Raw genomic sequence first — 23,594 nt, 5'->3', positions numbered from 1 at the left:
TACACCGCGCCCAGGGAAATCGGGGAGATGCGCCGATGGACCGCGATATCGGCGAAAAAGGGATCAGAGTTCGAAACGCAACTCAGGCCAGATCGGCGAGGTGCCGCGTTTCTGCGATTCCAGAATCGCCCGGCACAGCGAACACAGGCGTTGATCCTGGAACACCCGGCGATCCACGCTCGACCAGCGCGGTTGCGCCGGCAGAAGGCTGCCGCACAGGGTACGGTCTGCCGAACCACCGAGTTCCAGTTGACGGGTCACCAGATGCACCCGCACTTCCTGGCAGGCGAACAGATCCAGCTGTTCGTCAGGCTCGATCAGTTGGTAGGCAAACAGGGACCAGGCAGAACGCGGCATCGGGGGCTCCAATTAGGGGGGCGCCACATTAGCCGAAAGCCTGCCACTAGAAAAGCCTCATAGCAGCGGTTTTAGCGTCGGCCAGACATTTTCCAGCAACTTGCCCTGAGCCCCGGCTGCCGGGTGCAGACCGTCCGCCTGCATCAAGTCCGGATGCCCTCCCACACCGTCGAGGAAAAACGGCACCAGCGGGATTTTTTTCTCCCCCGCAAGCTTGCCGTAGACCTCGGCAAAGGCATCGGTGTATCGCTTGCCGTAATTGGGCGGCAGTTGCATGCCGAGCAACAAGACCTTGGCACCGCTCTGCCGGGAGCTGTCGATCATCGAAGCAAGATTTTGTTGCAATTGCGTCGGCGGCATTCCACGCAGGCCATCGTTGCCCCCCAATTCGAGGATCACCAGTTCCGGCTTATGCTCTGCAAGCAGCGCCGGCAGCCGCGCCCGGCCTCCTGCACTGGTATCGCCGCTGATGGAGGCATTGACCACCTTATCGTCAAAACCTTCGGTCTTGAGCCGCTGCTCGAGCAACGACACCCACCCCAACCGGGTATCCAGCCCGAAACCGGCGCTGATACTATCGCCAACGATCAGGACTGTACCCGCCGCTGCGTTCTGGGCCATGCACATCAAGGCCAGGCCAGCACTCAAAAACCACACACGCATCGGATTCTCCATGGGCGCAAGCATTCTCACCGCGAAGAACCTTAGCAAAGTGGTTCCCAGCGCGGAAGGTGAACTGACCATCCTGCACGAACTCAGCCTGGAACTGAACAAGGGCGACAGCCTGGCCATCGTCGGCGCGTCCGGTTCCGGCAAATCCACCCTGCTCGGCCTGCTCGCCGGCCTTGATCTGCCGAGCAGCGGCGAAGTGACTCTGGCCGGGCAAGGTCTGAGCAATCTCGATGAAGACCAGCGCGCGCGCATTCGCGCCGAGCATGTGGGTTTCGTCTTTCAGTCGTTCCAGTTGCTCGACAGCCTCAACGCGCTGGAAAACGTCATGCTGCCGCTGGAGCTCGACGGCCGCAAAGACGCCCGAAGCCGCGCCACCGAACTGCTGCAACGGGTCGGCCTCGGCCAGCGCCTGACCCACTCGCCACGGCAGCTCTCCGGTGGCGAACAACAGCGCGTCGCGATTGCCCGGGCCTTCGCCGCCGAGCCGGACGTGCTGTTCGCCGACGAACCCACCGGCAACCTCGACAGCCACACCGGCGAGCGCATCAGCGACTTGCTGTTCGAATTGAACAAGGAACGCGGCACCACCCTGGTGCTGGTGACCCACGACGAACGCCTGGCCCATCGCTGCCGGCGTCTGATCCGTCTTGAAGCCGGCCTGTTGGTCGCCCCTCTGGAGCCTTGATGGCACGTCTGCCGCTGTTGCGTCTGTTCAGTCTCGCCCTGCGCCAACTGATGCGCGATGCCCGCGCCGGTGAACTGCGGGTGCTGTTTTTCGCGCTTGTGGTTGCCGTTGCGGCAAGCACGGCAATCGGCTATTTCGGTGCCCGTCTCAATGGGGCAATGATGCTGCGCGCCACTGAGTTTCTCGGTGCCGATCTGGTGCTCGAAGGTAGCTCCCCGGCACGCGAGGAGCAGATCAAGAGCGGCACCGAGCTGCGCCTCGATCATGCGCAGATCGTCGAATTCTCCAGCGTCATCGCCACGGACAACGGCATTCAACTGTCGAGCATCAAGGCCGTAGACCGCGCCTATCCGCTGCGCGGTGAGCTGAAAAGCGCATCTGCCCCTTACGCCACAGAGGAAGCCGGGGGCGAGCCGCAGCCCGGCGAAGCCTGGGTCGAAGCGCGCCTGCTGACAGCGCTGGACCTGAAGATCGGCGACAGCATCGACGTCGGCATGAAGACGCTGAAACTGACGCGAGTGCTGACTTACGAACCGGATCGCGCCGGCAACTTCTACAGCCTCACGCCACGCGTAATGATCAACCTCGACGACCTCGCCGCGACCGGCGTGGTGCAACCCGGCAGCCGGGTGAGTTACCGCGAACTGTGGCGCGGTGAGCCGCAGGCGCTGGAAACCTATCGCCAACTGCTCAAACCGGGCCTCGCTGCCAACCAACGGATTCAGGATGCCCGCGACGGCAACCGGCAGATCGGCGGCGCACTGGGCAAGGCCGAGCGCTATCTGAACATGGCCAGTCTGGTCGCCGTGCTTCTGGCCGGGGTGGCGGTGGCGCTGTCGGCCAACCGCTTTGCCAGTCGGCGTTTCGATGCCAGCGCGCTGCTCCGTTGCCTGGGTCTGTCGCGCCGGGAAACCCTGGTGCTGTTCAGTCTGCAACTGACGGTGCTCGGCCTGCTCGCCAGCCTCAGCGGAGCCCTGCTCGGCTGGCTCGCGCAATTGGGATTGTTCGCGCTGCTGCATGATCTGCTGCCGACCGACGTACCGCCGGGTGGCTTGCTGCCGGCGCTGGCCGGCATCGGTACCGGGCTGGTGGCGCTGGCCGGTTTCGCCCTGCCACCGCTCGCCGCACTGGGCCGGGTTCCGCCGTTGCGCGTATTACGTCGGGACATGCTGCCGATTCCATCGAGCACCTGGATGGTCTATGGCGCGGCACTCGGTGCGCTCGGGCTGATCATGTGGCGCCTGAGCCTAGACCTGCTGCTGACGTTCGCCCTGCTCGGCGGCGGTGTGGTCGCCGCGCTGGTGCTCGGCGGCTTGCTGCTGTTGCTGCTGCAAAGCCTGCGTCGCCTGCTCGCACGCGCGTCCCTGCCGTGGCGTCTCGGGCTGGGTCAGTTGTTGCGCCACCCTTTGGCGGCCGCCGGCCAGTCATTGGCATTCGGGCTGATTCTGCTGTCCATGGCGTTGATTGCCTTGCTGCGCGGCGAACTGCTAGACACCTGGCAGAACCAGTTGCCGAAAAACGCACCCAACTATTTCGCCCTGAACATCCTGCCGGCCGACAAACAAGCCTTCACCGATCACCTGATCAATGTCTCGGCCCAGGCCGCGCCGCTGTATCCGGTGGTGCCGGGGCGGCTGATCAGCATCAATGGCGAAGCGGTGCAGCAGATTGTCAGCAAGGATTCGGCCGGCGACCGTGCAATCCAGCGCGACCTGAGCCTGACCTGGGCGGCCGATCTGCCGGCGGGCAACAAGATCACCGCGGGTTCGTGGTGGACCGGGCAACCTTCGGATGACGTTCCAGGCGTATCGGTGGAAGGCAAAGTCGCCGAAAGCCTCAAGCTCAAGCTGGGCGATCACATGGTGTTCAGCGTGGGCGGGGTCAATCGCGAAGCGAAGGTCACCAGCCTGCGGGAGATCAACTGGGACAACTTCCAGCCGAACTTCTTCATGATCTTCCAGCCCGGCACCCTGAAGGACCTGCCGGCGACCTACCTGACCAGCTTCTATCTGGCGCCCGGTCACGATCAGCAGATTGTCGAGCTGTCGCGAGCGTTCCCGGCGGTGACCATCCTGCAGGTCGAAGCCTTGCTCGAACAGCTACGCAGCATCCTCGCCCAGGTTACCCTGGCGGTGGAATATGTGTTGTTGTTTGTATTGGCGGCGGGAATGGCGGTGCTGTTTTCCGGGTTGCAGGCAACCCTGGATGAACGCATTCGCCAGGGCGCGTTGTTGCGGGCGCTGGGAGCCGAGCGGCAGTTGCTGATCAAGGCACGACGGATCGAGTTCGGCTTGCTCGGCGCGGTCAGTGGATTGCTCGCGGCGATCGGTTCGGAAGTGGTGAGTCTGGTGCTGTATCGCTTCGCCTTCGACCTGCCATGGCATCCACATCCATGGTTGCTGCTGTTGCCGTTGATCGGCGCGGCGCTGATTGGTGGCGCCGGGGTGTTTGGCACGCGGCGTGCGCTCAACGCCAGCCCGCTGACAGTGTTGCGCGAGGGTTGATAGACTCCGGCCGTCTCCATCAAAAGAAGTTGCCATGAGCCGTTATCGCCCTCCCCGCACCGCCGGCACCGCGCTGATCACCCCCGAAGGTGAAGCGCGGATGCGTGCCGAATTCCACGAGCTTTGGCATGTGCGCCGCCCCCAGGTGACGCAGTCGGTCAGCGAGGCAGCGGCTCAGGGTGATCGTTCGGAAAATGCCGAGTACACCTACGGCAAGAAAATGCTGCGCGAAATCGACAGTCGCGTGCGTTTTCTCACCAAACGCCTTGAGGCGCTGAAAGTGGTCAGCGAAAAGCCCAGCGATCCGAACAAGGTCTACTTCGGCGCCTGGGTGACCATCGAGGATGAAGACGGAAAACAGTCGCGCTACCGCATCGTCGGCCCGGACGAACTGGATCTGAAACTCGGCCTGATCAGCATCGACTCACCGCTGGCCCGCGCCCTGATCGGCAAGGCGCTGGATGCTGAAGTGCGGGTTCAGACGCCGACCGGCGAACAGTTCGTCTACATCGTGGCGATCGAATATCCCTGACGCTCAGCGCCGGGTGATCAGGCCCTGACGTGCGACGCGGGTCAATTGGCGAATCATTTCCGGCGCCTCTTCAAGGCTCGGCGCCTGAATGACGGCCAGATCGAAACTGTCATCGGCAAAACGCGCCAACGACTCACCGTCTTCAACGAACTGGATCAGGAAGGCGGCAGGGCCGCCGCTGCGACGTGGCCAGCCATCGAGATAACGCAACAGCGTCGGCTGATGTTTGCCGCCAAGCAGGATTTTCGGATTGCGCTGGGTAATGTGTGCCGTGATCGGCGCGGGACGTGCTGGAGGGCGTAGTGCATTCATCGTGTCGTGTCTCTGCCTCAAAAGTCTGCATGGCAGGTGAGAGGCAACACCGAACCAGCGCTTTAGCGGTATTTCGAAGCCCTGTTCCGGCTTCTGACGGCAACTGAAGAATAGTCACCTGGCGCCCCGCAAGTAGCTGTTTAAATCGGCGCATGAGCGGCATCCTAGAGAACGTGACCGGCCAGTGTCAAGAATCAGCCGCAACAAAAAAGGCCCGCACAATGCGGGCCTTTTGCTTGAGCCAGAGCCTTCAACCGGCGATGGCGCGATCCACCGAGAGCTTGCCGGCGCCTTCGATCAGCACCGCGAGGCTGCCGCCGAGCAGGGCCAGAGCGAACTCGTAACCGTTGTTGGCCATGAACAGACCGTTGCTGATGTGCACAGTGAAGATGGCTACCAGCGACAGGAAGGTCAGACCCAGTGCCGCCGGGCGAACCAGCAGGCCGATGATCAGCGCCAGACCGGCGAAGAACTCGGTACCGCCGGCCAGGGTGGCCATCAGGTAACCCGGAGTCAGGCCGATGCTTTCCATGTACTGCGCGGTGCCCGCCAGACCGTAACCACCGAACAGGCCGAAGAGTTTCTGCGAACCGTGGGCGGCGAAGATCACACCGACGGCAATGCGCAGGATAGTCAGACCGTAGCCAGCGCGGGTGAACAGTACCTTGTTGATCAGAGAGCTCATGTTGCGTTTCCTTGTTAGCAGAAGTGCTTGTTGGTTGGCCGCTATATTAATCAGTTAATTTCATGTTAAAAGCTCAAAAATTCCGCCATAACAATCAGTTTATTCGATTATTTGCGTGAGACAACCTTCTGTCCCCGGGGCTCCAACGACTCCCGCTCCCGGTCGAACGCCAAGTAATATTTGTTCACGCTATTAACATAGCTGACGGCGCCCATTCCCACCTGCTCCATAGCGATACGCTCGACCTGGAAGAACCACTGGTTGGGGTTCAAGCCGCGACGCCGAGCCTCGGCGCGCATGCCTTGCACCCGCTCCGGGCCGATGTTGTAGGCCGCCAGGGTGAACGCCATGCGTTCGCGCTCGTTGAGTTTCGGACTGTTGAAGAACTTGCGACGAATCATCGCCAGGTACTTGGCACCGGCCTGCACATTCGCATCGAGATTCTGGATATTGTTGACGCCAACCCGCTGAGCAGCGGACGGGGTGATCTGCATCAGGCCGGTCGGACCGCTGCCGCTGCGCGCGTTGGGCTGTAGCGCCGACTCCTTGAAGGCCAATGCAGCCAGGTTGAGCCAGTCCATGTTTTGCGCTTCGGCGTGCTTCTGCAGGGTCGGGCGCAGTTTCTCCAGGCGCTGACGGTCAGCCTTGGCCAACGGATAGTGCACTTGATAGAGACGGCGGTAGATCCGCAGGAACGCCGCATCTTCGTTCGATGGTTTTTTGTAGCCGGTCAGGAAGCGGTCGATGCTCGCCCGCAACATCGAGGCATCACGACGCACGAACCAGTATTCCTCACCCGGCTCGCTGATCATCACCTGCCGGTCGAAACGCAGCTTGGGCAGGATCTTGCCCCAACGCTCGGCAATCGGTTGCTCGACGATGGTCAGGTGGAAGATCCCGCCCTGGACCATTTCCAGCACATCCTCGACCGCCAACGTCGGATCGACCCATTCGATCTTGATCGGCGCCAGTTTGTGCAGCGCCAGTTTCTGGTTGAGCTGGCTGACCGCCTCCCCCGCCGCACTGCCGGTGGGCAGCGCCAGGGTTTTGCCGGCCAGTTGCTCGACCTTGGTGTAGCGTTTTTCACCCTTGATGCCGACCAGCACCAGCGGCACGTTGCTGGCAATCGGCTCGCTGCTGGCGACCGCGTGGCCCGGTTGCAACTCGAGCAGTTCGCCGGGCGCAACAAGATCGCCTTCGCCACGTTGCAACGCACCGAGCAATTGATCCTTGGCTTTGGGGATGATCTTGAGGGAGATTTCCTGGCCGTCGCGAGCGTGGCCATTGAGGTATTGCTCGAAGGCACGCAGACGGTGGTATTCGATGCCGATCGCCTGGCCCTGGACTTCGCCGGAGCTGTTACGGCTTTGGTTGACCAGCACCCGCAACACACGGCTGCTGCGGATTTCGGTCAGGTCGCGAACCTTGGCGGCCGGCACGGCTTGCAGCGGCCCGGGCAGGCGCGCGACCGCCGTCATCGGCAGCAGCAACGAACCACACAGCAGGAGCAAAACCGAGGGACGAACCATCCACTCTCCGGAAAGGATACGGGGCGTTTTCACCGCTGAGCGGTCGCAAAACACCAACGAAAACAGAGCGCCTGGAGCGCTGATAAAGTGCGAGAGACTGGCACAGTGATGGCAACTCTGCCACCCCAGCCTGCCTCGCGGCCTCAACAGACAGCCATAAGCCGTTGTAGTTCTTGGCTTTTCTTATAAATCTACAGCTCTGATATGCTTTCCGGCCTTCGGCCCGAGGTAGCACCATGCAACTCATCGATATCGGCGTCAACCTGACCAACCCCAGTTTCGCCGACAAACACCAGGCCGTGCTCGACCGCGCCTATGCTGCCGGGGTCTGCCAACTGGTGCTGACCGGCACCAGCGTCGAAGGCAGCGAACAGGCGCTGGAGCTGTGCCAGCAACTGGATCCGGACGGCCAGCGACTGTTCGCCACCGCCGGCATTCACCCGCATTCGGCCAGCGACTGGAATGCCGACAGCGCAAAGCGTCTGCGCAGCCTGCTGCAGGAATCGAACGTGGTGGCGGTGGGCGAATGCGGGCTGGATTTCAACCGCGATTTCTCGCCGCGCCCGCAGCAGGAAAAAGTCCTCGAAGAACATCTGGCGCTGGCTGCCGAACTGCAATTGCCAGTGTTCCTGCATGAACGTGATGCGAGCCAGCGCCTGCTGGAAATCCTCCGTGACTTCCGCGACCGATTGCCCGCCGCCGTGGTGCATTGCTTTACCGGCGAGCAGAAAGCGCTGTTCAGCTACCTCGATATGGACCTGCACATCGGCATCACCGGCTGGATCTGCGACGAGCGTCGCGGCACCCATTTGCATCCGCTGGTGAAGGAGATCAAGCGCGGTCGCCTGATGCTGGAAAGTGATGCGCCGTATCTGCTGCCACGCACATTGCGGCCGAAGCCGAAGAACGGGCGCAACGAACCGGCATTCTTGACTGAGTTGTTGCGCGAAGTGGCGTTGCATCGAGGCGAAACCGAAGAAGATCTGGCGGCCCACACCACCGCTTGCGCACGGGCTTTCTACGGTTTACCTACACTGCCCTGAACGAGGCTGATGCATCACTTGTTGATGCACATCAAGATCCGGGCACCTGCGTAGCGGCACAATAATGGCACCTTGCCAAAACTGTTTCCGCTATCAGAGAAGACCTCCATGGGTGCCTGGCTTAGCAATATCTCGCTGAAATACAAATTCTGGGCGGTCAACGCGGTCGCCTTTGTCACAACACTGTTGCTGGTGCTGTATGCCGTGCAGCTCGAGCAACAGGCCCGTAGCCACGCCGCGCAAACCTCGTCCCTGGCCCAGGCGCAATTGCTCAAGGCCTGGCCGGCCGGGCAGGCGCTGCCCAAATCCGATCAGGTGCTGACCTTCAAACGCGGCGAAGCGCCGCGCCTCAACGATCAGCCGCTGCTGGAGATCACCGACAGCAGCGGCTGGATCGAGATCAGTCACTTGCCGTTGTTCGGCGAAAACCCGCTGCTCGGCGCCGAGGTTTTCAGCCGTGCCGATGGTCAGCAGGTCGCCGTGATCGCCTACGCCCCCAGCCTCAGCCAGGTATTCAGCGAGCGCTTCGCCAACTATGCGGTAGCGGTGTTCATTCTGATGCTGGCGATGCTCGGCGCTTCACAATTGCTGATCCGCTTTCTGCTCAGCCAGCTCAACACTCTCAAGGACGTGATGCTGCACGTGGAGAAAACCGGTGACCTCGCCGCACGTGTGCCGCTGGCCTGCAAAGATGAAGTCGGTCAGATGGCCAACGCGTTCAATGCGATGCAGGCCGGTTACCAGCGAGTGGTGACCACCGTGGCCAACACCGCCCGGCAACTCGACGTCGGTGCCGCGCGACTGGCGTCGAGCATGAACGAAGTGCGTCACGGCATGCTCGGCCAGCAGAGCGAAACCGATCAGGCTGCCACGGCGATCAACGAAATGACCGCCACCGTCTACCACATCGCCCAGCACGCCGGCGCCACTCGCGACCTTTCGCAGACCGCCGACGGCCTGGCTGGCAGCGGCCAGCAAGTGGTGAGCCGGGTACAGACTTCGATTGCCGGGCTGTCCAGCGGCGTGCAGCAGACCGCCGAGATGATCCAGCGTCTGGCCGAGGACAGCCAGAAGATCAACGGCGTAGTCAGCGTGATCCACAGCATCGCCGAGCAAACCAATTTGCTGGCACTTAACGCCGCCATCGAAGCGGCCCGTGCCGGGGAAATGGGTCGCGGGTTCGCGGTGGTCGCCGACGAGGTGCGCAACCTCGCCAAACGCGTGCAGACCTCCACCGATGAAATCACCACCATGGTGTCGGCACTGCAGGCCGGCACCCGCGACGCGGTGGACTTCATGCAGGAGAGTTCGTACAAGGCCGATGACTGCGTGCAACAGGCGCAGGAGGCCGGCGAAGCACTGGCGGAAATCACCGGAGCGGTAGCGCAGATGCGCGAGAGCAACACGCAGATTGCGGTGGCGGCGGAACAGCAAAGTCAGGTGGCCGAAGAGATGAATCGCGCAGTGGTGAGCATTCGCGACGTGACCGAAAACACCGTGCAACAGACCGTGGATTCGGCGACCACCAGTAACGAGTTGGCGACGCTGGCCGGGGAACTGAACAAGGCGATAGGTCAACTGAAACTCTGAAACCCCGTTCGCGAGCAAGCTCGCTCCCACAGGGCCTACCGGCGCTCACAAAATCGGGATTCAACCAAAAAGTCTGTGGGAGCGAGCTTGCTCGCGAAGACGTCAGTCCAGACAATATCGAACCGAGCGATGACGCCTATCAGTTCAATAGCCAACCTTGATTCGCCGCCCCGGCTGCCCGGGCCTATTCTTCAACCATGTACCAAACATGGATCGAGGAGCAGCAACATGGGCAAACGTCACCCCAACCTTCCCGCGTGGCAATGGCGCGCGTACCCGAACAACCATCAGCACCCGACCAATCTGGTGCTGCACCTGATTGCCGTGCCGCTGTTCATCGTCGCTTTTTTGCTGATCGTCTCGGGGGTGTTCAGCCTGAGTCTGGCCAGCGTGGCGATCGGCGTGATCGGCATCATCGCGGCGCTGGGTCTGCAGCGCCATGGTCACAGCCTGGAGGCGCAAGCCTCCGAGCCGTTCAGTGATCGCAAGGACGCCGTCTCGCGCCTGCTGGTCGAGCAGTTCCTGACGTTTCCGCGGTTTTTCCTCAGTGGCGGCTGGTTTCGCGCCTGGCGTGAACGCCATCGCCGGCACTGAGTCAGGCGAAGATCGTCACCGTCTGCCGACTCATGGCAATCAGTTCACCCTTCGCGCTCCACAGCTTGGCGGCGACATGGCCGTAACCGTCAGCCGCATACTCGATGTCCGCCAGGTATTGGCAAAAATCCAGCGTGCTCAAATCCCGTAACGGCTGAACGAATTCGATGGTCCAGGTCAGCGTGCTGCCCGGTGCCGGTTTCTTTAGGTACGGCAACAGCGCAGGCGGCCAGGCATCGACCAGCGCCAACAGGTGTGCCTCGTTGACCGGTTCTTCCTTCACATCCCCACGCAAACGCACCCAGCCGCCCATCAGCCGCGATTGAGTACCGGTAAACGGCATGCCGCCGACACTCCAGCGCATCGCCAGATGACGCATGAACTCCGGGGTTACGCCTTTGATATACGGCAGTTCCTGGCAGTCATCCCAGTGTTTCATCTCCGGTGCCGGATAGGCTTCAACCGCCACTTCCGACGGCCGCGAAGCCCCGAAGCTGCCTTGTACCATCGTCACCACCTGACCGTTCTGCACGGCGCGCCCCAGCACCTGGCTGACCGCCTTGCCTTCGCGCAGCACTTCGACTTCAAAGCTCACCGGCACTTCGGGCTCGACCGGGCCGACAAAGGTGATCGCCAGCGAACGCACCGGCCGATCGGCTGGCACTTGGGTGCGCATCACTTCAAATTGCAGTGCAGCCACCAACCCGCCAAAACTGGCCCGGCCCTGGCCCCACTCCGCCGGAATCGTGACCTCCGGTTGACGACGGACAGCATCGATCAGATCGCAAAAGCGCATGGAAACCTCGGACACGAAAAAGGGAATGACCGGATCTTAACCAGCGCGGCAGAGCGGCGCAGCGTCCATTCCGGTCAAAGAGACTGACAGATAGGCCGTTTAGTGTGGGAGCGAGCCTGCTCGCGATAGCGGTGTGTCAGTCACTTCATTGGTGACTGTTCAGCCCTAATCGCGAGCAGGCTCGCTCCCACATGCGGTCTTGTGGAAAATTCAGGACTTGAAGCAGGTCGCGCTGAGTTTTTCCAGCACCCGGTCGGCCTTGATTTCGGCCTTGGCCATGGTCGCCTGCCAGGTGGCGACGCAGGATTGCAGATCCGGCTCCAGCTCGGCGCGGGCCAGCCATTGCCAGCAATCGTGCCAGTCACCCAGAGCGCTTTGTGCGGATTTCAAACGGGGCAATGCGGCTTCGGGCAGACGATCCAGTTCCGGGTAGGCCTCGATGCCGTAACGCACACGCTTGATCAGCAGTCGCAGGCGATGGCGGTCGTGGGCCGGGTCGTGCAGCGCCACGTCGAGGTTTTTCCATTGTTTGCCCAGACGTTTTTCGATGCGTTTGTCCAGGCGATTGAGCAATCCCTGGCGCTGGGACGCGCGCAGAAAACGTGGAAAGGCATCGAGGATCATCAGCAGCGACGCCACCTCGGCGCTGGCCGCCAGTGTCGGGTACGCCTCGGCCATTTGCGCCATGCGGCGCTGCGCGGCTTCGGGCTGATCATGTTTGATCAGCCAGGCTGCCAGCACCTCGCGGTCGCGCCACGGCGTGGTCAGTTGCCCGACGCTGGCTGCCGCGCTTTCCAGTTGTTCGACACCGGGCAAACCGCGCAACGGTCGCAGCAGACTGCGCAAGCGCCGCACGGTGGTGCGCAGATCGTGCAGCGCTTCAGGATCGGTTCGCCCGGTCAAACGGGCCTGACAGGCCAGCAGCCGCACTTCGAGGCTCAGGACGTGGGCCACCAGCCGATCAACCAACGCAGACATCGTTTGCTCCTGAATTCAATGGCTTTGCCCGAGTGTGCACTGACGCAAACGCCCTGCCCTTGCGCCACGTCAGCAGCTTAGCGTCCGGCGCGGGATTCGCGAATGTAGAAACGCGCCTTTTCGGCTTTCTTGGTGCAGCCTTCGAAACCTTCGAATTGCTGCTGGGTCTTGGCCGCCGTCAACAGCGACAGCGCCTTGGAATAGCTGACGGTGCCGGCAAACCCTTCGGCCTTCGCCAGATCCAGTTCATGCCACGCCGCGTCGAGCTGGCTGCCGCAGCTGTCGCGGTAAGCGGTCTTGCCGGCGCAACCGGCCAATGCCAGCGCCATCAACGGCACACAGATCCAGGCTTTCATCACTCACACCTCAAAGATAGGTCAACAGTCGTGCAGGTAAGACGGTGCGGCAGCGAAAAAGTGCCTTGCGTCCCGTGATTCCACCGCACTGCAAAAGATAACGCCGACGGGTCATGAAGTATCGAAAAAACGACGCTCCTGCCGCCCCGAGCGACCCTGACGATTGTAGCCCCGCCCTCGTTGGGTGCATTGTGGAACCTTGCCGGGAGGAAGTCGGATGAAAAAGCGTGTCGCACTGGTGCTGGGCTCCGGTGGCGCCCGGGGCTATGCCCATATCGGGGTCATTGAAGAGATCGAACGACGGGGCTATGACATCAGTTGTATTGCCGGCTGTTCAATGGGAGCCGTGGTCGGCGGAATCTACGCCGCCGGCAAGCTCGACGAATACCGCAACTGGATCGAAAGCCTGGATTACCTCGACGTGCTGCGCCTGGTGGACGTCAGCTTCCGTCTCGGCGCGATCCGTGGCGAAAAAGTCTTCGGCCAGATCCGCAAGATCGTCGGCGAAATCAATATCGAAGATCTGCGCATACCCTACACCGCGGTCGCTGCCGATCTCACCAACCAGCAGGAAATCTGGTTCCAGGAAGGCTGCCTGCATCAAGCGATGCGCGCCTCCGCAGCGATTCCCAGCCTGTTCACCCCGGTGATGCAAGGCAACCGGATGCTGGTGGATGGCGGCATTCTCAACCCGTTGCCGATCGTGCCGGTGGTGTCGAGCCACTGCGACCTGATCATCGCGGTCAATCTCAACTCGACCAACCAGCGTCATTACAAACTGCCGGTGATCCAGCGCCCTGCCGCGTTCCGCACGCGCTTCGACAGCCTGATCAGTTCGCTCGGTTCGAAGATGCCATTCCGTCGCAAACAGGCCGAGCAACTGCTGATGCTGGAACAGGAAGCGCTGCGTGCCGAAGCGGCGGACATCAATCCGTGGGTCGAAGGCGCCGAACCGGAAACCCAGCAACCTGCCGCCGCACCGGAACGCGACGGAGCACCGAAGTCCGCCACCGGCTCGTTCATCATTGATAACGTCGGGCCCGCGTCATTGCTCGACCTGATCAACCAGAGTTTCGAGGTGATGCAGACCTCGCTGGCGCAGTACAAGATCGCAGGCTATCCGCCGGACATCCTGATCAACGTGCCGAAACGGGTGTGCCGGTTCTTCGAGTTCTACAAGGCGCCGGAGCTGATCGCACTGGGTCGCGAGATCGCCCGGGACACCCTCGACCGCTATGAGAGCGAACAGAACTAAAGGCTGCTCTCGCTCAACAAGCGATAACCGACGCCGGCCTCGGTCACGATGAACCGTGGCCGAGTCGGATCGTCCGCCAGTTTCTGCCGCAGATGACCGACCACGATCCGCAGATAATGACTGTCCTCGGTGTGAGTCGGGCCCCAGATGTCCTTGAGTAATTGCTGCTGAGTGATCACCCGCCCCGGATGCCGCGCCAGTTGCGCCAGCACCGCGTACTCCTTGCGGGTCAGGGCGACTTCGACGCCGTCGAGCAGCACCCGGCGATACGCCAGGTCCACGGTCAGCGGGCCGAAATTCAACGCGGCCTGCTGCGCTTCGCCAGCCGGCGCCTGACGCAGCAACGCGCGCACCCGAGCGAGAAATTCCTGAATGCCGAACGGCTTGGTCACGTAGTCATTGGCGCCGCCATCCAGCGCCTGGACTTTCTGCCCTTCGCTGGCACGCACCGACAAAACCAGCACCGGCGCCGTGGCCCATTCGCGAAACTCGCGCAGCACTTGCTGGCCGTCCATGTCCGGCAGGCCGAGGTCGAGCACCAGCAGATCGGGTTTGTTCAGCGCCGCCTGGGCCAGGCCCTCGGCGCCGGTGCCGGCCTCCAGCACTTTGTAGCCTTGGGACGCGAGGCTGATGCGCAGGAACTTGCGGATCTGCGGTTCGTCATCGATGACCAAAATGGTTGCGGTCTGGCTCATGAATTCACATCAACACAAAAGAGTGGCAAGAGAGTAGCGCAGCGCGGATCAGGCTTCACCGTCCATCCCCGGTTGAGTCTGCAGCGGCAGGTGCAAGGTGATGCACGTGCCACGCCCATCGATGCCGTCGCCGACACTGATCCGCCCGCCATGGGCGCCAACCATGCCCTGACAGATCGCCAGCCCCAGCCCCGTGCCCTGCCCGCCCCGATCACCTCGGGCGGCGGTGTAGAACATATCGAAAATCTTCGCTCGCTCATCGACCGGAATCCCCGGCCCTTCATCACTGACCGAGAAAAACACTTCGCTGTCATCCGCCCCGGCGCGCAATTGCAAACGGCCGTGGGACGGCGAGAATCGGGCGGCGTTTTCCAGCACGTTGACCAGCGCCTGCTCGATCAGCGCCGCATGCACGAACAGCAGCGGCAATTCGGCTGGCACATCGGTCGCGACCTGCAATGACGACAACACCGCACGCAGACGATTGAGCGCACTGCCGACGATGTCCGCCGGCGACACCCAGTCCCGCGCCAGCTTCAGGGCGCCGTGGCCGAGACGGGTCATGTCCAGCAGGTTCTGGATGTAACGGTCGAGACGTTCAGCTTCATCGCGAGTGCCTTCGAGCAGCTCGCGGCGATCCTCCAGCGGGATCGCTTCGCCGAGGGCCAGCAGGCTGTCGATGCTGCCGCGCATCGAGGTCAGCGGCGTACGCAAATCGTGGGACACCGAGGCCAGCAAGGCGCTGCGCAGTTGTTCGGTTTCGCCGTGCAGGCGTGCGGCTTCCAGGTCATCGGCCAGTTGCGCCCGGGCCAGAGCCTGGGCCAGCGGCTGGCTCAACGCGGTCAGCAAACGACGGCGTTGGCCGCTCAAGGTCTGGCCTTCTTTGGCACACACGCCGAGCAGCGCCAGCGGCCCGTCCTCCACCGACAGCGGCCACCACCACCATCGCCCGAACGGCAACGTGCCGGTGCCCATACCCGCCGGTTGATCGTGTTGCCACGCCCAGTCGGCGGCGGCGCGTTCGGATTCAGTGAACTGCAACGGCCCGCCGGTCTCGACTTTCCAGCCGCCCTGCCCGTCGCGATTGAGCAGGCACAGTTGCAGATCGCTCCAGCCATTGAGGTGCTGCGCGGCGGCGCTGACCACGGCCTGGCGATCTGTTGCGGCGGTGAGTTTGCGCGACAGGTCGAGCAGTTCGGTGGTCTCTTCCTGGGTATCGCGCAGCGCTTGCAATTGCCGCCGCTGACGCGCCGCGAGGTTACCGGTGAGCGCCGCCATCAGCAGGAAGAACAGCAAGGTCAGCACGTCTTCTTCGCGCTGGATGCTGAAGGAGAAATTCGGCGGGATGAACAGAAAGTCATACGTCAGAAACGACAGCGCCGCACAGGCCAGCGCCGGGCCGAGGCTGCTGCGCACCGCCACCAGCAACACCGCCGCAAGGAACACCAGCGAGATATTCGGCAACGGCAGCACGCTGGACACCGCCCATGCCAGCGCACTGGCCAGAATGGTCGCCACCAGCGCCAGCGCATAATCGAACCAGACCAGCGTCGGCGCCGACCGCAGTCGCGGCGGATGCTGTTCGTGATCGCTGTCCAGCACGTTGATTTCCAGACCGTGGGACTGGCGCAGCAAACGCGCCGCCAGCCCCCCACCAAACAAACGTCGGCGCAAACTCGGCCGCGACTGGCCAACCAGTACCAGGCTCGCCCGACGTTCAGCGGCATGCTGGATCAGGGTTTTCGCCACTTCGCCGGCCCGTAACAGCACCACTTCGCCGCCGAGGCGCTCGGCCAGTTGCTGGGCGCTTTGCAGGCGCAGACGCGATTGCTCGTCACGCACGCTGCCGTTGTCGACGTGCACCAGGCTCCAGGGCAAATGCCGACGCTGGGCGACCCGACTGGCATGCCGTACCAGCCGTTCGGCATCGGCGTTGCCATCGACCCCGACCAGCAAGCGTCCGCGCACCGCTGGCGCGGCCTGACCGAGCTGGCGATAGCCCTGAGCGAGATCGTTATCCACCTGCGCGGCAGCGGTCTGCATCGCCAGTTCGCGTAGCGCGGTGAGGTTGGTCTGGGTGAAAAATGCATCGATCGCCGCCCGCGCCTGTTCCGGCACGTAGACCTTGCCTTCGCGCAGGCGCTCCAGCAATTCACGGGGCGGCAGGTCAATCAGCAGCAGTTCGTAGGCTTCCTGCAGTACCCAGTCCGGAAGGGTTTCGCGAACCTGCACGCCGGTGATGCCGCGCACCTGATCGTTGAGACTTTCCAGGTGCTGGACGTTGACCGTGGTGTACACGTCGATGCCGGCGGCGAGCAGTTCCTGAATGTCCTGCCAGCGTTTGGCGTGGCGACTGCCGGGGGCATTGCTGTGGGCCAGCTCATCCACCAGCACAAGCTTCGGCTTGGCGGCGAGCAGGCCGTCGAGGTCCATTTCTTCAAGCGTCACGCCGCGATATTCCGAGCGCACCAGCGGCAGTTGCGGCAGGCCGCCGAGCAGCGCTTCGGTTTCGGCGCGGCCGTGGGTTTCTACCACACCGGCGATGACTTTCACGCCCTGACGCAACTGGCTGTGGGCCGCCTGCAACATCGCGTAGGTCTTGCCCACGCCTGGCGCTGCGCCGAGGAAAACCTTGAGCCGGCCGCGTCCATCGCGGGGCAAGTCTGCTAACAGCGCGTCGGCGCGGCCGGAGTCACTCATGCTTGAAGCTCTCTCTTCCTGATGTCATCGCGATTCACAGCTTTTCCAGCGCCATGTTCAGCGCCAGCACATTCACCACCGGCGGGCCTACCAGCGGCTGTTCGATATGCGCGTCGAGCAGTTGCTGCAAGGTCGACACCGGCACATTGCGCGCTGCCGCAACACGCGCCAGTTGATAGGCAATCGCCGCCGGTGGCAAGTGCGGATCGAGACCGCTGCCGGAGGTGGTCACCAGCGCGAGCGGCACCGGGCCCTGACCGGGAACCTGCAGCTTGTTGGCGTCATCGATCACCCGAGTGGCAAGCGCCGGGTTGCTTGGCGACAGGTTGCTCGCACTGCTCGACACGGTGGCAAAGGCACCGGCCGAAGGACGCGGATGAAACCAGGCATCGCCGACAAAATCCTGGGCGATCAACGACGAGCCGCGCACCTTGCCTTCGGCATCGCGCACCAGACTGCCGTTGGCCTGCTCGGGGAAGGCGACCTGGGCAACCCCGGTCACCACCAGTGGATAGGCAACGCCGGTGACCAGGGTCATCAGCACCAGCAGGCTCAGGGCCGGACGGATCATTGTGGACATTTCGAAATCCTCGAATTCGTGCTTGAAGCGGTGTGCCCGGCACACCGCTGTTCAGATTCAAACCAGATGCAACGCCGTCAACAGCATGTCGATCGCCTTGATCCCCACAAACGGCACCAGAATCCCGCCCAGGCCATAGATCAGCAGATTGCGTCGCAGCAGCGCCGCCGCACTCGCCGCCTGCACCCGTACACCGCGCAGGGCCAGCGGGATCAGCACGACGATGATCAGAGCATTGAAGACGATGGCCGACAGGATCGCGCTCTGCGGACTGCTCAAATGCATGATGTTCAGCACGCCCAGTTGCGGGTAGATCGCCGCGAAAAGAGCCGGCAGGATCGCGAAGTACTTGGCCACGTCGTTGGCGATGGAAAAGGTCGTCAGCGCGCCACGGGTCACCAGCAATTCCTTGCCGATCTGCACCACGTCCAGCAGCTTGGTCGGGTCGCTGTCGAGGTCGACCATGTTCGCCGCTTCACGCGCGGCTTGCGTGCCGTCGTTCATTGCCATGCCGACGTCAGCCTGAGCCAGCGCCGGTGCGTCGTTGGCACCGTCGCCACACATCGCGACCAGACGACCGTCGTTCTGCTCGTGACGGATACGGGCGAGTTTTTTCTCCGGTGTGGCTTCGGCCAGCACATCGTCGACGCCTGCTTCAGCGGCAATCGCGGCAGCGGTCAGCGGGTTGTCGCCGGTGACCATCACCGTGCGAATCCCCAGCTTGCGCAGCTCGGCGAAACGCTCGCGGATGCCCGGCTTGACCACGTCTTTCAGGTGGATCGCACCGAGCAGTTTGCCGTCGGCGCAGACCAGCAACGGGGTCCCGCCGCTCTGGGCGATCTTGTCGATTTCCCGGGACAGCGCCGGGGCCAGATCCTTGCGTTGTTGACCGAGGAAGGCCAGCAGCGAATCCACCGCGCCCTTGCGGAATACACGGCCCTGATAGTCGACACCGGACAGGCGGGTTTCCGCACTGAACGGCACGGCGGTCAGGGTTTCCGGCGAAGGTTCCGGCTGTGGATTGGTGCCGCGCAGGTACTCGACGATGGACTTGCCTTCAGCGGTTTCATCCGCCAGCGAAGCGAACAGCGCGCCTTCGGCCAGCTCACGGGCATTTACGCCCGGCGCCGCATATACCGCGCTGCAACGACGGTTGCCGAACGTGATGGTGCCGGTCTTGTCCAGCAGCAGCACGTGCACGTCACCCGCCGCTTCCACCGCGCGACCGGACTTGGCGATCACGTTCAGGCGCACCAGACGATCCATCCCGGCAATACCGATCGCCGACAGCAGACCGCCGATGGTGGTCGGAATCAGTGTGACCAATAACGCCACCAGGAACACCAGCGGCAGGCTGCCGTTGGCGAAGTGGGCGAACGGTTGCAGGGTCACGACCACCAACAGGAAGATCAGGGTCAGGCCGATCAGCAGGATGTCCAGCGCCACTTCGTTCGGGGTCTTCTGGCGTTTGGCGCCTTCGACCAGCGCGATCATCCGGTCGAGGGTCGATTCACCGGGGTTGGCGGTGATCTTCACCAGCAGCCAGTCGGACACCAGCCGGGTGTTGCCAGTGACGGCGGAACGATCGCCGCCGGACTCGCGAATTACCGGAGCCGATTCGCCGGTGATCGCGGCTTCGTTAACGGCCGCGATGCCTTCGATGACTTCGCCGTCACCGGGGATCATTTCCCCGGCTTCGACGCGCACCACATCGCCTTTGCGCAGGCTGGTGGCCGGTACGACCTGGAAACTGCCGTTGGCCAGTTTGCGTCGGGCGCTGAGGCCTTCGCTGCCAGCCTTGAGGCTGTCGGCGCGGGCCTTGCCGCGACCTTCGGCCAGCGCTTCGGCGAAGTTGGCGAACAGCACGGTGAACCACAGCCACAGGGCGATTTGCGCCGCGACGAAGGTCGGCACGCTGCTGTCGGGAATGAAGCACAGCACGGTGGTCAGGATCGCCGTGAGTTCGACCACCAGCATCACTGGCGAGCGCTGTAACTGTCGCGGGTCGAGCTTGACGAACGCTTGCACCAGCGCCGGACGCCACAGGGCGCTGATCGCGGTTTTCGGAGCTTCAGCCGACTTGGCAGCTGCCGCTGGTTTTGAAGCTGGAACATGCATATTCATGATGGATTCCTTAGAAGCCCATGCTCAGGTGTTCGGCAATCGGGCCGAGCGCCAGGGTCGGCAAAAAGGTCAGGCCGCCCACCAGCAAAATGGTCACGGTCAACAGAGTCACGAACAGCGGGCCGTGGGTCGGGAAGCTGTTCTGGCCGATCGGTGCAGTTTTCTTCATCGCCAGGCTGCCGGCCAAAGCCAGTACCGGGAGGATGTAACCGAAGCGGCCGATCAACATGCCAAGGCCCAGCATCAGGTTGTGGAACGCGGTGTTGGCGCCGAAGCCGCCGAACGCCGAACCGTTGTTGGCACTGGCCGAGGTGTAGGCGTAGAGCAACTGACTGAAACCGTGCGGGCCGGGGTTGCTCACCGCCGCCACCGGGCCCGGCAGGCTCGCGGCAATCGCGGCGAGCACCAGCACGCCGACCGGCATCACCAGCAGGGTGACGACCAGCAGCTGCACTTCACGGGCCTGGAGTTTCTTGCCGAGGTATTCCGGCGTGCGGCCGATCATCAGGCCGGCGAGGAACACGGCGATCAGCACGTTCAGCAACATGCCGTAGAGCCCCGCACCGACGCCGCCGAAGATCACTTCGCCGACCATCATGTTGACCAGCGCGACCATGCCGCTGAGTGGATTGAGGCTGTCGTGCATGCCGTTGACCGAACCGTTCGACGCCGCGGTAGTGGTCACCGACCAGAGCACGGTGGCGGTGGTGCCGAAGCGCGCTTCCTTGCCTTCCAGCGGCGCGGTTTGTTCGACGGCGACGTTGTTCAGCGCCGGATTCGGCTGGTACTCGGCCCACAGCGACGTCGCCCCACCGATGATGAACAGCGCGAGCATGCAGCCGATGATGGCGCGGCTCTGACGCAGGTCCTTCACGTAGTGACCGAAGGTGAACACCAGCGCCACCGGGATCAGGATGATCGACGCGACTTCGAACAGGTTGCTCCACGCGGTCGGGTTCTCGAACGGGTGCGCCGAGTTGACGCCGAAGAAACCACCGCCGTTGGTGCCCAGTTGCTTGATCGCAATCTGGCTGGCGGCCGGGCCGAGCGGAATGACTTGGTCAACGCCCTGCATCGTCACAGCATTCACATATTGGGCGAAGGTTTGCGGCACGCCCTGCCACACCAGGTACAGCGCCAGCAGCAGGCACAGCGGCAGCAGGCCGTAGAGGGTGGCGCGGGTCATGTCGACCCAGAAGTTGCCCAGTGTCTTGGTGGATTTGCGACCGATGCCACGGCACAGCGCAACCAGCACAGCGAGGCCGGTGGCGGCACTGACGAAGTTCTGCACGGTGAGGCCGACCATCTGGCTCAGGTAGCTGAGCGACGCTTCGCCGCTGTAGGCCTGCCAGTTGGTGTTGGTCATGAAACTGACGGCGGTGTTGAACGCGAGAGTCCACTCCTGGCCCGGCAGGTTTTGCGGGTTCAGCGGCAGGTGATCCTGGAACAACAGGATCGCGAACAGCAGCAGAAAACCGGCGAGGTTGAACGCCAGCAGCGCAAGCGTGTACTTCTGCCAGCTCTGTTCGTCCTGCGGATTGACCCCGGCAATGCGGTAACAGCCGCGCTCGACCGGGCCGAGAATCGGCGTCAGCCAGGTGCGCTGACCTTCCATCACCTTGTAGTAGAAGCGCCCGAGGAACGGCGCCGGCAGCAAGACCACCGCGAAGAATGCGAGGATCAGCCAATAGTCATAACTGTGCATAGCCGCTCCTAAGTCCGATCCGCGCGCAACAGCGCAACCAACAGATAAATGAACAGCCCCACTGCCAGCAGCAGTGACACCCCGTCCAGAACGCTCATGGAAGATCTCCGTGTTACGGCGTATTGCCGCGTGTGGAGGCATTGTCGGAAAGGAGGCTGTAAAGGAACGAGACCGAGGGTGCGATCGGGGCATAAAGAAAGCGTAAAGAGTGGGTTTACGCGGGCGTTACAGCAGCTCTTTTGCGCCGTCAGGCCGGGCCTCTTCGCGAGCAGGCTCGCTCCCACAATTTGAAATAAATTCCCCTGTGGGAGCGAGCCTGCTCGCGAAGACGGCATAACCGTCAACATTGCACCCAACTGGCGCACAAAAAGCAGCTATCTCACCGCGAACATCCCCGATACGACAGCTTTCAGCCCATTGCGACCCGCCAATACAAAATGGCACGCCCACTGCACACGCCCTTCCCCGAGCTTTCCAAACCGTTCAGGGAGCAAACGCATGAACACACAACTCAAACCCACGCTGGGCACGTTGCACCTGTGGGGCATTGCGGTGGGGCTGGTGATTTCCGGGGAGTATTTCGGCTGGAGTTATGGCTGGGGCGTCGCGGGGACACTGGGCTTTCTGGTGACGTCATTCATGGTCGCGACCATGTACACCTGCTTCATTTTCAGCTTCACCGAACTGACCACGGCGATTCCCCACGCGGGTGGGCCGTTTGCCTACAGCCGCCGGGCTTTCGGCGAAAAAGGCGGATTGATCGCCGGACTGGCGACGCTGATCGAATTCGTCTTTGCTCCGCCGGCAATTGCCTTGGCGATTGGCGCGTACCTGAACGTGCAGTTTCCGGCGCTTGATCCGAAACACGCGGCGGTCGGCGCGTACATCGTGTTCATGGGTCTGAACATTCTCGGTGTGAAACTGGCCGCGACCTTCGAACTGGTGGTCTGCGTGCTGGCGGTGGCCGAGTTGCTGGTGTTCATGGGTGTGGTGGCACCGGCCTTCAGCTTCAGCAACTTCGCCCTCAACGGCTGGGCCGGCTCGGACATCTTCGGTGCACCGGCGATTGCCGGGATGTTCGCGGCGATTCCGTTCGCGATCTGGTTCTTCCTCGCCATCGAAGGCGCAGCCATGGCGGCCGAAGAAGCCAAGGACCCGAAACGCACGATTCCCAAGGCCTACATCAGCGGCATTCTGACCCTGGTATTGCTGGCCATGGGCGTGATGTTCTTCGCCGGCGGCGTCGGCGACTGGCGCACCCTGTCGAACATCAACGACCCGTTGCCACAAGCGATGAAAACCGTGGTCGGCGACAACTCCGGCTGGCTGCACATGCTGGTCTGGATCGGTCTGTTCGGTCTGGTGGCGAGTTTCCACGGGATCATTCTTGGCTACTCGCGGCAGTTCTTCGCCCTCGCCCGAGCCGGTTACCTGCCCGCTTCGCTGGCGAAGCTGTCGCGCTTCCAGACCCCGCACCGCGCCATCATCGCCGGCGGTGTGATCGGCATCGCGGCGATCTACAGCGACGGCCTGATCAACCTCGGCGGCATGACCCTCACTGCCGCGATGATCACCATGGCGGTGTTCGGCGCGATCGTGATGTACATCATGAGCATGCTCAGCCTGTTCAAACTGCGCCGCAGCGAACCGAATCTCGAACGTACCTTCCGGGCTCCGTGCTATCCGCTCGTTCCAATGATTGCACTGGTGCTGGCCGTGGTGTGCCTGGTGGCGATGGCCTGGTTCAATGCGTTGATCGGGCTGATCTTTCTCGGTTTCATGGCGGTCGGTTTCGGCTACTTCCTGTTGACCGGCCAGTTGCGTGCCAATGCCCCGGCAGACGCCATGCTCACCGGACTGTAAACCGCAACGGGCATAACCGGCCTAGAATGGAACCACTGC

22 protein-coding genes are annotated in these 23,594 nt (G+C 62.7%); 8 read left to right on the top strand and 14 right to left on the bottom strand.

The features are described 5' to 3' along the window. Positions 1–63 precede the first annotated feature (63 nt). Entirely contained in the window at positions 64–357 is a 294-nt protein-coding gene (locus N8H71_RS08275; protein WP_007955656.1) for a hypothetical protein, read from the bottom strand. Positions 358–414: 57 nt separating this feature from the next. After that, positions 415–1,020 carry an arylesterase gene (locus N8H71_RS08270; protein ID WP_262193604.1) on the bottom strand — a complete coding sequence of 202 codons (606 nt, stop codon included), beginning with the start codon at positions 1,018–1,020 and terminating at the stop codon, positions 415–417. Positions 1,021–1,030: 10 nt separating this feature from the next. On the opposite strand from N8H71_RS08270, the gene N8H71_RS08265 reads away from it, so the two are divergent. Genes N8H71_RS08265 through greB form a run of 3 tightly spaced genes read left to right on the top strand, consistent with a single transcriptional unit; the run spans position 1,031 to position 4,750 of the window. Further along, complete coding sequence (locus N8H71_RS08265; RefSeq protein ID WP_007955651.1) at positions 1,031–1,714, top strand: ABC transporter ATP-binding protein; 684 nt, start codon at positions 1,031–1,033, stop codon at positions 1,712–1,714. Next, complete coding sequence (locus N8H71_RS08260; RefSeq protein ID WP_262193603.1) at positions 1,714–4,218, top strand: ABC transporter permease; 2,505 nt, start codon at positions 1,714–1,716, stop codon at positions 4,216–4,218. Before N8H71_RS08265 ends, N8H71_RS08260 begins: the two co-directional genes overlap by 1 nt. Before the next feature lie 34 nt (positions 4,219–4,252). Then, positions 4,253–4,750: a transcription elongation factor GreB gene (greB, locus tag N8H71_RS08255; RefSeq protein WP_039770483.1), complete on the top strand. Its 498-nt coding sequence runs from the start codon at positions 4,253–4,255 to the stop codon at positions 4,748–4,750. Between the two features lie 3 nt (positions 4,751–4,753). Here greB and N8H71_RS08250 read toward each other — a convergent pair whose 3' ends face one another. The 3 genes from N8H71_RS08250 to N8H71_RS08240 all read right to left on the bottom strand — a co-directional run bounded on the left by N8H71_RS08250 (position 4,754) and on the right by N8H71_RS08240 (position 7,276). Next, complete coding sequence (locus N8H71_RS08250; RefSeq protein WP_085607170.1) at positions 4,754–5,062, bottom strand: hypothetical protein; 309 nt, start codon at positions 5,060–5,062, stop codon at positions 4,754–4,756. Positions 5,063–5,312: 250 nt separating this feature from the next. Beyond that, positions 5,313–5,747, bottom strand: coding sequence for a DoxX family protein (locus tag N8H71_RS08245; RefSeq protein ID WP_007950955.1), 435 nt, complete (start codon positions 5,745–5,747; stop codon positions 5,313–5,315). A 107-nt stretch (positions 5,748–5,854) separates the two neighbouring features. Then, positions 5,855–7,276 carry a transglycosylase SLT domain-containing protein gene (locus N8H71_RS08240; RefSeq protein ID WP_262193602.1) on the bottom strand — a complete coding sequence of 474 codons (1,422 nt, stop codon included), beginning with the start codon at positions 7,274–7,276 and terminating at the stop codon, positions 5,855–5,857. A gap of 236 nt (positions 7,277–7,512) precedes the next feature. Between N8H71_RS08240 and N8H71_RS08235 the strand changes: the two genes are divergently transcribed. From N8H71_RS08235 to N8H71_RS08225, 3 genes are all read left to right on the top strand, one after another. Beyond that, entirely contained in the window at positions 7,513–8,319 is an 807-nt protein-coding gene (locus N8H71_RS08235) for a TatD family hydrolase (RefSeq protein WP_262193601.1), read from the top strand. Between the two features lie 108 nt (positions 8,320–8,427). After that, positions 8,428–9,909 (top strand): methyl-accepting chemotaxis protein, encoded by a 1,482-nt coding sequence (locus tag N8H71_RS08230; protein WP_262193600.1) that lies wholly within the window; start codon positions 8,428–8,430, stop codon positions 9,907–9,909. Positions 9,910–10,137: 228 nt separating this feature from the next. After that, complete coding sequence (locus N8H71_RS08225) at positions 10,138–10,503, top strand: Mpo1-like protein (RefSeq protein ID WP_007950951.1); 366 nt, start codon at positions 10,138–10,140, stop codon at positions 10,501–10,503. A 1-nt stretch (position 10,504) separates the two neighbouring features. Here N8H71_RS08225 and N8H71_RS08220 read toward each other — a convergent pair whose 3' ends face one another. The 3 genes from N8H71_RS08220 to N8H71_RS08210 form a co-directional block, all read right to left on the bottom strand. Continuing rightward, a complete protein-coding gene (locus N8H71_RS08220; protein ID WP_262193599.1) occupies positions 10,505–11,299 on the bottom strand; it encodes an acyl-CoA thioesterase in 795 nt (264 codons plus the stop codon). A 210-nt stretch (positions 11,300–11,509) separates the two neighbouring features. Beyond that, positions 11,510–12,277, bottom strand: a complete 768-nt coding sequence (locus N8H71_RS08215; protein WP_262193598.1) for a CHAD domain-containing protein — start codon at positions 12,275–12,277, stop codon at positions 11,510–11,512. Positions 12,278–12,354: 77 nt separating this feature from the next. Then, the gene (locus N8H71_RS08210) at positions 12,355–12,633 is read right to left on the bottom strand and encodes a hypothetical protein (RefSeq protein WP_007950948.1); all 279 of its coding nucleotides are present in this window, start codon (positions 12,631–12,633) and stop codon (positions 12,355–12,357) included. A gap of 217 nt (positions 12,634–12,850) precedes the next feature. Between N8H71_RS08210 and N8H71_RS08205 the strand changes: the two genes are divergently transcribed. Next, positions 12,851–13,888 (top strand): patatin-like phospholipase family protein, encoded by a 1,038-nt coding sequence (locus N8H71_RS08205; protein ID WP_007950947.1) that lies wholly within the window; start codon positions 12,851–12,853, stop codon positions 13,886–13,888. Here the strand turns inward: N8H71_RS08205 and N8H71_RS08200 are convergent. Genes N8H71_RS08200 through kdpF form a run of 6 tightly spaced genes read right to left on the bottom strand, consistent with a single transcriptional unit; the run spans position 13,885 to position 21,790 of the window. Next, positions 13,885–14,583 carry a response regulator gene (locus N8H71_RS08200; RefSeq protein WP_039770498.1) on the bottom strand — a complete coding sequence of 233 codons (699 nt, stop codon included), beginning with the start codon at positions 14,581–14,583 and terminating at the stop codon, positions 13,885–13,887. The genes N8H71_RS08205 and N8H71_RS08200 overlap by 4 nt on opposite strands. 48 nt (positions 14,584–14,631) lie before the next feature. Further along, positions 14,632–17,283: a sensor histidine kinase gene (locus N8H71_RS08195; protein ID WP_262193597.1), complete on the bottom strand. Its 2,652-nt coding sequence runs from the start codon at positions 17,281–17,283 to the stop codon at positions 14,632–14,634. A 34-nt stretch (positions 17,284–17,317) separates the two neighbouring features. After that, a complete protein-coding gene (gene kdpC / locus N8H71_RS08190; protein ID WP_262193596.1) occupies positions 17,318–17,863 on the bottom strand; it encodes a potassium-transporting ATPase subunit KdpC in 546 nt (181 codons plus the stop codon). Positions 17,864–17,920: 57 nt separating this feature from the next. After that, positions 17,921–19,987 (bottom strand): potassium-transporting ATPase subunit KdpB, encoded by a 2,067-nt coding sequence (kdpB, locus tag N8H71_RS08185; protein ID WP_007950942.1) that lies wholly within the window; start codon positions 19,985–19,987, stop codon positions 17,921–17,923. 10 nt (positions 19,988–19,997) lie between these two features. Further along, positions 19,998–21,692 carry a potassium-transporting ATPase subunit KdpA gene (gene kdpA / locus N8H71_RS08180; RefSeq protein ID WP_262193595.1) on the bottom strand — a complete coding sequence of 565 codons (1,695 nt, stop codon included), beginning with the start codon at positions 21,690–21,692 and terminating at the stop codon, positions 19,998–20,000. An 8-nt stretch (positions 21,693–21,700) separates the two neighbouring features. Then, positions 21,701–21,790: a K(+)-transporting ATPase subunit F gene (kdpF, locus tag N8H71_RS08175; RefSeq protein WP_007950940.1), complete on the bottom strand. Its 90-nt coding sequence runs from the start codon at positions 21,788–21,790 to the stop codon at positions 21,701–21,703. A gap of 400 nt (positions 21,791–22,190) precedes the next feature. On the opposite strand from kdpF, the gene eat reads away from it, so the two are divergent. Continuing rightward, the gene (gene eat, locus N8H71_RS08170; protein WP_262193594.1) at positions 22,191–23,555 is read left to right on the top strand and encodes an ethanolamine permease; all 1,365 of its coding nucleotides are present in this window, start codon (positions 22,191–22,193) and stop codon (positions 23,553–23,555) included. Positions 23,556–23,594 lie beyond the last annotated feature (39 nt).

This window comes from Pseudomonas koreensis (assembly GCF_025447595.1).
GTDB classification, from domain to species: Bacteria; Pseudomonadota; Gammaproteobacteria; order Pseudomonadales; family Pseudomonadaceae; genus Aquipseudomonas; species Aquipseudomonas koreensis_H.
This window is presented reverse-complemented; position numbering and strand designations above follow the sequence as displayed.